This window comes from bacterium, assembly GCA_019912885.1.
Lineage (GTDB): Bacteria > Lernaellota > Lernaellaia > JACKCT01 > JACKCT01 > JAIOHV01.
In genome coordinates this window covers 26,618-34,117 of record JAIOHV010000071.1, presented here as the reverse complement: position 1 = coordinate 34,117, position 7,500 = coordinate 26,618, and the positions used below count along the sequence as shown (strand labels likewise).

The following is a 7,500-nucleotide window of genomic DNA, read 5'->3' as shown; positions in this document are numbered from 1 at the left end:
GCCAGATACAGCGGCGTGTTTCCCGCGCCGTTTTTTGCGTCGATCGGCGCGCCCGCGTCCGCGAGCAACAGGGCGAGGCTCGCATGCCCCATCATCGCGGCGTGATGCAGCGGCGTTTGCCCTTCGCCGTCCGTCGCCGCGACATCCGCCCCGGCGCCGGCGAGCATTCGCGCGATCGCTTCGTGCCCCAGCCCCGCGGCGCGGTGAAGCGGAGTCGCGCCGAACTGGTCGCGCGCGTCCACCGGCGCGCCGGCGTCGAGCAATCGGCGCACGGCATCCTCGGCGCCCTTGGCTGTTGCGGCGTGCAAGACCGTGCGGCCGTTCTTGTCAGCGGCGGATAGATCCGGCCCTGCCGCGACGACCGCCGCGAAAATTTCCGGCGACGCCGAAAGCGCCAGATGCACGAGGGGCCGGCCTTCATCGTCGCGCGCGTTCAGATCCCCGTCCGCATAAATAAACGACTCCAGGCGTTCGATGTCGTTCTCCATGACGGCCCGGAGCATGTCTTCGGCGTCCACGATGTCCCCCTCGAAACGGCGAGCGCGGTCATATTAGGACAGAGTCCAAAAGGCGGAAAGGCCCGCCGGACAGGATGGACATGACCGACCGAATGGACATCATGGACCCATGTACGCACGCACCGCCCCTGGCGCCGCATGGCGCATCCTGGCGCTTGCGCTCGCGTTCGCGTTCACGGCGACGCTTGTGGTGCCGTCGCCCGCGCACGCGGAACGCACCGGCCGGCGCATCGTGCTCGGCGCGGAGATCTTCGTGCGTTACCTGTACGACGTCTCGTATTACCGCGACCGCGATCCGCGCCGCGTGCGCAACGACTACAACGCCTTCGACATCCCGCGCGCACAGCTTTCGGTCGAGGGCGTCGCGACGCCGGGCCTGACGGGGCACGTGCTCATCGAGTCCGCGCGCGTGCAGGAGTTTCGCGCCGACGTGGACGGCGACGGCGACCTGGAGTCCGTTGAGTCCGACGATTTCGGCCGCGTCGAGCTGATCTTCAAGAACGTGCACATCCAGTGGCGGCCGATGCTCGCGTTCGGTATCCGCGCGGGGATGATCCCGAACGCCTACACGCCGGTCGCCGAGCGCGCGTGGACGATGCGTTTTGTCGATCGCGCACCGGCGGACGACCACGGCTTTCTCGGCCCGGAGGCGGACCTCGGTCTGGCGGTGTTCGGCGATTTTGGACGCGGCGCGGTGAGCTACGAGGCGCAGGTCACGAACGGCGAGGGCTACCGGCGCACGGAGGAAAACCGCCACAAGGCCGGCGCGGCGCGCGTCACGTTCGCGCCGTTCGACGCCACGGCGCTCTACGGCCTCTCGCTCACGTTCGCCGGCCGTTACGAAACAAACGACAACCCGCCGGGCGATCTCATCGACCGCCAGACGGACGGCGTCGCGATGCTGGCGTTTTCGCGCGAGGGATTGTTCTCCGGCGTGTCCGCGTTCGGCATGTGGCGCCAGCTATCGGAGACCGGCGACCCGTGGGTGATTCGCGGTGCGGGCGCGTGGGCGGGGTACGTCACGCCGATCGGCGTCGGCCCGTTTTTTCGCTACGACTACCTCGACGGCAACGCTTCACAAAAACACGGCGAGGCGTCGTTTTTGCGCTCGCAAATCACGGGCAACGCGCTTCCCGCGGACGAGGACGAAATTCATCATCTCTGGGGCGGCGTTCTCTATCGCCCGACGTCGCATTTCGACCTCGCGGCCTACCTGCAATCGCGCATCTACACCGAGCGATACCAGGGCGGCGCGGCGGACGGCACGATGATCGACCCCGAGCTGCAATGGCGGGCAAGCGCGCGGCTGGCGTTTTAGTTCGCTACCGAAGCCGTCCCTGGGAACGCGGGCCGAGCTGGAGCTCGGCGTTCCCGGGTATCGCTTTACGCTCCCGCGCGTTTTGCGCTACGTTTCGGTCGCCGCGATCGCGGTGATTTGCATTCGACGCAACGCACAGACAAAAAAGCGCGATCGACGCGAAAGCGAGGAGCATCCGATGCCGAATCTTGCCATCAAGGGCGGGACGTCCGTCCGAACCAAACCCTGGCCTGTGTGGCCGCCGTACGACGAGCGCGAGCGCGAAGGGCTCATCACCGTGCTCGAATCGCACGAGTGGGGCGGGTTTCCGTCGCCGAATTTCCAGGCGCGGCATTTCGCCGAGGAGTTCGCCGCGTATCACGGCGCGAAGTACGGCATCTGCGCCGCCAACGGAACGGTGACGCTCGAGGTCGCGCTGCGTGCGCTGGGGATCAAGGCGGGCGACGAGGTGATCGTGCCGGCGGCGAGCTGGGTCGCCACCGCGGCGTGCGCCGTCTATTTGAACGCCGTGCCGGTGTTCGTGGACATCCGCCCCGACAATTTCACCATCGACCCGGAAAAAATCCGTGCCGCCATCACGGACAAGACGAAAGCGATCATCGTCGTGCACCTGGGTTCGTCCATCGCGGACATGGACGCCGTCATGCAAATCGCGCGCGACAACGGCCTGCCGGTCATCGAGGATTGCGCGCACGCGCACGGCGCGAAATGGCGCGGAAAAGGCGTCGGCTCCATCGGGCATTTAGGGAGCTTCAGCTTTCAGTCGAGCAAGCTCATGACCGCGGGCGAGGGCGGCCTCATTCTGACGAGCGACAAGACGCTCGAGGAAAAGTGCCAGAGCCTCGTCAACTGCGGGCGCAAGGAGCACGGCTACGACAGCTACGAGGGCCGCCTGTTCGGATGGAACTACCGCATCACCGAGTTCCAGGCCGCGGTGCTGCGCGCGCAACTCGCCAAGCTCGACGAATTCACGACGCGCCGTCAGGAGAACGCGGCGTATCTCTCCGAACAGCTTGCGAAGATCGACGGCATCGGCGTTGTCCCTTACGACGAACGCACCACGCGCCGCGCGCATTATCAGTACATCTTCACGTACGACCGCTCGAAGTTCGGCGACGTGCCGCGCGAAAAGTTCATCGAGGCCGCGATGGGCGAGGGCCTCATCCTCTCCGGCGCGTTTTACGTGCCGATGTTCGCGAACGAGCTTTTCGCCGCGCGCTCCGACGAGTGGCCCGAGCTTCGCGCGCGCTACGGCGAGGGCATCGGGCGCGACGCCGCCGACACGCCCGTGGCGTGGACGTTCGCGAAGGAAACCGGCTTGTGGATGCATTACCCCATGCTCATGGGCACGCGCGATGACGTGGACGATATTGTCGCGATCGTGCGGAAGATCAGGGAGAACGCGGACGAGCTTCTCTGAATTCACCACGCAAAGGCGCAAAGAGCGCGACGTGCCTTGCGAAGCGCGGGCGAGGCGCCGTCATCCTGAGGCGAGCGCAGCGAGCCGAAGGATCCGGCCCCGCCCCGTAAGCCGCGTGAACGTCAGCAGGGGCGAGCCAGATCCTTCGCTTCGCTCAGGATGACGATACCCCGGCAGGATGTCGACGCCTCGGCAGGATGACGACGTCGCGCGCACTCTCGTTCGTTTGAAAAAACCTCTGTGCTCTCCGTGTTCTCTGTGGTTAATTGTTCCGCGTGAATCTGTCGCCCGAGAACAAGGACGAGCTATTGGCGCGCGCCGCCGTCGTCGTCCTCTTGTTGTTCTGGATCGCGCGCCTGTTCGCGCATCCGCACGCGCTGTTTTCGGATAACGTCGAGCGCACGCACGATTATCTCCAGCAGGCGACGTACGATCATCTCTTTCGCCGCGCGATCCTGACCGACGGCGAGATTCCGCTGCGCACGCCATTTCTCGGCGGCGGCTATCCGCTGCCCGCCAACCCGCAGGATCCGACGTTTTCGCCGTTCACGATCGTGCCGCTCGCGCTCGGCGAGGCGGTCGGCATGAAAGTGAACATCGCGCTATTCATGCTGATCGGCGCGCTCGGATTCTACGCGCTCGCGCGCCGAGGGTATGGCGCGAGCCCGGCGGCTGCCGCGTTCGCCGCCGCGTCGTTCGCGTGTTCGGCGTGGTGGCTGTCGCGCCTGTATTGGGGTTTCTACTTCAAACTGTACTGGAATTTTGTGCCGTGGGTGTGGCTGTTCCTGCTGCCGCGCGTTCGCGATGGGCTCGGGTCCGCCGAACGCCGGCTCGACCAAACGAATCTCATCGGCGCCGGCTTGCTGCTTGCCCTCACGCTTGCGCAGCTTGGCATCGGCTACGTCGTCGCGGGGCTGTTTTTCGCGGTGTATCTGCCGCTTGACGCGGCCGTCCGCGCGCGGACGTCGCGCGGATCGTGCGCGGGCGCGGCGTTTGGCGCGGTCGCCGCGGCGTTCGTGCTGTCGTGCGTCTTTGCGGCGGCGAAGATCATCCCGATGATCGAATTGCTCATGCGCAACGTGCGTTCGGTGGACGACTACAACACGTATCTTGGCGTGTTCGGCGGCTACCCGCACTTTTTCCACGATTTTCCGACGATGCTGCGCGCGCTCGCGTTCTGGTCCCCGACGCCGCACGAACCGATCGCGCCGGGCTTCGGCGCGCTCGCGCTGGCGGTGATCGGCATCGGCGCGACGTGGCGCCGGCAATGGCCGCTGCTGGCGGTCGCCGCCTGGTTTCTGCTGATTTCGTTCGGGCCGTATCTGCCGATCGACTTTTTCAGGCCGCTCTGGCATCTGCCGATCTTCCGGTCGATGCACGAACCGTATCAGCTATTCACGTTTTTCGTGCTGGCGGCGATTTGTTTGTTCGCCGCGATGGGCGCGGATATCGTGTTGTCGCGGGCGTGGCCGCGTGCCGCGCGTTACGGCATTTACATTCTCGCGTGGGCGGCGCTGGTCTGGCAGGTGGCGGCGGTCAACGTGCCGATCGCGGGGAGCATCTTCGTTCACGATGCGCCGGCATTCGAGCCGGCCGGAACCTTCCATCACGTGCGTGGACGCGACATGGTGCGCGGCTCGCCGCGTTCTCCGCACGCGCAGCAATACCTCAACGCGGCGCGCGGCGTCGGCACCGTGGACTGGGACGGCGACGTCTTGTTGCCCGAAAACGTCATCCCGCGATATTTCGTGACGCCGGACGACGCGCTTCACGAGAATCCCGCGTACCGAGGCGAGGCGTGGTTCGGGGAAGGGGCGGGGCGCGTCAGCCATATCGCGTTCACGTCGAACACCGTCACCGTGGAGGGCATCGCCGACGCGGACGGCGTGCTGCTCATCAACCAGAATTTCGACCGGCATTTCGCGGCGAACCTGCCGCTGTTCGAGAAAAACGGCCTTCTGGCGCTGAGCGTTCCCGAGGGAAAGTTCCGCGCCGTGTTGAAATACCGCCCGATTCCGACCTATTTTGGCGTCGCCGTGTCGATCGCGGCGCTCGCCGTCGTGGCCGGGCGCGCGGCGGCGCGGCGCCGTCTGTTTCGCAAGCCGCGGAAGTGATCATGGCGCGCCCCGAATCCGATCCCGCCCATCTGCCGGGGACCGAGTCCATCGGTCCGCGCGTTCTCGCCGAGCGCCTGGCCGACGTGCAGAGCACCGCGGACACGCGCGGCATCGCGCTCGACCGCGTCGGCGTGAAGGGCGTGCGTTACCCGGTGATCGTCCGCGATCGCGCGCGCGGCGAGCAGGCGACCGTCGGCGAGTTCAACCTCTACGTCGATCTCGCGGCCGGGCACAAAGGCACGCACATGTCGCGCTTCGTGGAGATCCTCGAGGCGAACAAGCGGCGCATCGGGCTCAAATCGTTTAGCGCAATCGCCGAAAACGTGCGCGAGGCCCTCGGCGCGCGCGTGGCGCATATCGAGCTGTCGTTTCCGTATTTCGTCGAAAAACGCGCGCCCGTTTCCGGCGCACCGGGCGTGATGGCCTACCGTTGCCGGCTGACCGGCCGGCTCGATGATGACGGTTTCGATTTTGTGCTCGGCGTAAGCGTTCCCGTGCAGACGCTGTGCCCGTGCAGCAAGGAATTGGCGCGCGTTTCCGCGCACACGCAGCGCGGCGAGGTGCGCGCGCAGCTTCGTCACACGGGATTTTTGTGGATCGAGGACGTCATCGCGATGATCGAGTCCGCGGCGTCGAGCCCGGTGTATTCCGTCCTGCGCCCGGAAGACGAGGATCACCTGACGCGCCTCGCGTTCGCGCACCCCGCGTTTGTCGAAGATGTGGCGCGCGACGTGACCATCGCGTTTCGCGATCACCCCGCCATCACGTGGTTTTCCGTCGAGGTCGAGAACTTCGAGAGCATTCACAACCACAGTGCGCTCGCAAGTGTGGAGATGAGGAAGGAGGATTGAGGATCGAGGATTGAGGATTGAGGATTGGGTGAATCCCATCCCCGTCCCTGATTCGGTTATTCGTGCCCGTGCCCGTGCCCGTGCCCGTGCCCGTGCCCGTGCCCGTGCCCGTGCCCGTGCCCGAACAACGAACCGCGACCGTCAGGGAGCGGGTCTCCAATTCATGGACACAATGGACATCATGGACATGATGGACGGGGCGGCGAACGGGGGTGGCGGCGCGATGCGAACCTGATAGCGCCATGGCCGCTTGCGATGACCTTTCAGACTTCCAGACTTTCGGACTTTCAGACTATTCGCGATTCAAGATCTTCCCGCTTTCCCGCTTCTTCCATCCTACTCCGTCTGCCTCACGTAGGTGCCTTTTCCAATGCCGACGCCAACGCGCACGTAGGGGCCCATGAAGCGGTCGAGGACCGCGCGCTCCAGGCGCCCGTGCTTGATCTGCCAGAAGTAGGTGATGAGTTCGCCCTGATAGCCGATGTGCAGGAAGACGGGCAGGTTGATCGCCGCGCGGTAGTTCGGATCGCGTGAGGTCCACGCGGGATTTTGCAGCTCGAAGCCGAGGCCCACGTCGCCCGGAACGCCCGTCTTGGCGCCGGAGTAATCCGGGAACTCGCGCTTGCGCCGATCGTCGCCGTTGACGATGAAGTTCGTGTACGACCAGCCAATGCCCGCGTAGGGATAAAGTTGGAACGGCGTGCGGATGACGTCCTTGCCGACGTGGAACAGAAGGTGGAAGCCGCTGATCGTCGCGCCGGTGTGCGGGCCGTCGCGCCACTGCTTGTAATATTGCCCCATCAGGTCGGCGACGAAGCTGTTGAACACCATGCCGAGGCGCGCGCCGAAAACGGGCGTCGCGCGGTCGCCGTAGCTTTCCGGATCCGCGTCGCTGACGCCGAACGGCTCCACGCCGCCCTTGTCGATGTAGTTGTTGACGTCCGAGTGATCGAGCCAATGGATCGATCCGAACGCCTGGATATTCAGGCATGTCTTCGGCCGCCAGGGGCCGTAGTCCTTGGCCGTTGTGTCGGACTCGCCGTCATCCTGCGCGACCGAGGGCGCGGGAAAGGCAACAAGGGCCAGAGCGAAAATCGACAGGCCAAAAAAAACCGCGCCAAAAACGGATCGCATCGCCACGCCACTCCCGGAAATTTCAACAGGGCGTGCATGATACCAGTCGCGCGACGAATGTGGAAAGAGCCGCGTGAGGAAAGGCGAAAGGGGAAAGAGGAACGAGCGTCGGAACGTAGCGGGTGCGCGAAGGGCGAGCGAG

General features: G+C 65.4%; 6 protein-coding genes. 4 read left to right on the top strand and 2 right to left on the bottom strand.

Annotated elements, in window-relative coordinates; all coding sequences use genetic code 11:
• On the bottom strand, positions 1 to 518 hold a 518-nt coding region (locus K8I61_06160), incomplete at its 3' end, for an ankyrin repeat domain-containing protein (GenBank protein ID MBZ0271599.1).
• Between the two features lie 109 nt (positions 519 to 627).
• Between K8I61_06160 and K8I61_06155 the strand changes: the two genes are divergently transcribed.
• From K8I61_06155 to folE2, 4 genes are all read left to right on the top strand, one after another.
• Entirely contained in the window at positions 628 to 1,836 is a 1,209-nt protein-coding gene (locus K8I61_06155; GenBank protein ID MBZ0271598.1) for a hypothetical protein, read from the top strand.
• 178 nt (positions 1,837 to 2,014) lie between these two features.
• Positions 2,015 to 3,256 (top strand): DegT/DnrJ/EryC1/StrS family aminotransferase, encoded by a 1,242-nt coding sequence (locus tag K8I61_06150; protein MBZ0271597.1) that lies wholly within the window; start codon positions 2,015 to 2,017, stop codon positions 3,254 to 3,256.
• Positions 3,257 to 3,531: 275 nt separating this feature from the next.
• Entirely contained in the window at positions 3,532 to 5,370 is a 1,839-nt protein-coding gene (locus K8I61_06145) for a hypothetical protein (GenBank protein ID MBZ0271596.1), read from the top strand.
• 2 nt (positions 5,371 to 5,372) lie between these two features.
• Complete coding sequence (gene folE2 / locus K8I61_06140) at positions 5,373 to 6,224, top strand: GTP cyclohydrolase FolE2 (GenBank protein ID MBZ0271595.1); 852 nt, start codon at positions 5,373 to 5,375, stop codon at positions 6,222 to 6,224.
• 336 nt (positions 6,225 to 6,560) lie between these two features.
• On the opposite strand, the gene K8I61_06135 is transcribed toward folE2, so the two are convergent.
• Complete coding sequence (locus K8I61_06135) at positions 6,561 to 7,358, bottom strand: hypothetical protein (GenBank protein MBZ0271594.1); 798 nt, start codon at positions 7,356 to 7,358, stop codon at positions 6,561 to 6,563.
• Between the last annotated feature and the right edge of the window lie 142 nt (positions 7,359 to 7,500).

Bases quoted from the DNA above. Each gene is read 5' to 3' on its own strand.
- K8I61_06135 (MBZ0271594.1), bottom strand. From the start codon at position 7,358: ATGCGATCCGTTTTTGGCGCGGTTTTTTTTGGCCTGTCGATTTTCGCT.
- K8I61_06155 (MBZ0271598.1), top strand. From the start codon at position 628: ATGTACGCACGCACCGCCCCTGGCGCCGCATGGCGCATCCTGGCGCTT.
- K8I61_06150 (MBZ0271597.1), top strand. From the start codon at position 2,015: ATGCCGAATCTTGCCATCAAGGGCGGGACGTCCGTCCGAACCAAACCC.
- folE2 (MBZ0271595.1), top strand. From the start codon at position 5,373: ATGGCGCGCCCCGAATCCGATCCCGCCCATCTGCCGGGGACCGAGTCC.